Below are 771 nucleotides of genomic sequence, written 5' to 3'. Positions count from 1 at the left end.
GATAAATAATAAAACCACATGAAAGAAAACAATCAGGAACAGAATGTTCGCTGAGAACTCCCCATCACCAACTTCCACCTCTAAGCAGAAAAAATAAAATACACACAAACTACAGATAATATAGACGCCTTCATGTCGAATACCCTGAAAGAAATCAGGAGAAAACTCTCCTGCCAGTCCATTGTAAGTCAGTCTGGCTCCCAGATAGATGAGCCAGTAGACTGGAGGTATAAACAAAAATCCGTACTTTCGAAGAAACAGCATCATATCCATCCCCTGATTATTTGCTCATAGCGTTCAGTGCGTTAAGTTTTTTTCACGTACTGCTTTAATCTCTTCTTTATACTTGCATTCTGATGCCATCTTTTTTGCGTCACCGAAAGTTAATGGCTCTGACGAAGTGCCTGTGTTAGTTTGAATTGCTAAACGTAACGCCTCACCTGCACAAGGTGTCTAATGAATAATACTTTGCAGTTGTTCTGGAGTAGCGGGCTGCATATCGCTAGAATCTTCAATATACTGCACAAAAAAAATACCCAGTTAACACAATTAAAAGAAGAACTATCAAAAAACCAAATTGCTGGCCAATTTCTTGCTGTCTTTCCATTGTTCCATCCCTACCGGTCAATCCAGTTTGTTAATCAGCATTTCATTTTGAGTTAGCTTTATATAATTCCCACTGATGGATATAGGAATAATACTGCCCACCAGGCACATTAATGATGATGCCATCACAGTCCAGTTTATTAACAGGGCTGGTAAAAGCGCCTG

At 39.3% G+C, this 771-nt stretch carries 1 protein-coding gene and 1 pseudogene; both read right to left on the bottom strand.

Going from position 1 to position 771, the window contains the following annotated elements; genetic code table 11:
- On the bottom strand, window positions 1–273 hold a 273-nt coding region (locus tag BHE81_RS25770; RefSeq protein ID WP_172622153.1), incomplete at its 3' end, for a hypothetical protein.
- Between the two features lie 376 nt (window positions 274–649).
- Window positions 650–771: pseudogene (locus tag BHE81_RS28890) on the bottom strand (hypothetical protein); the annotation flags it as partial.

This window comes from Klebsiella sp. AqSCr, from assembly GCF_008452795.1.
Taxonomy (GTDB): domain Bacteria; phylum Pseudomonadota; class Gammaproteobacteria; order Enterobacterales; family Enterobacteriaceae; genus Klebsiella; species Klebsiella pneumoniae.
This window is presented reverse-complemented; position numbering and strand designations above follow the sequence as displayed.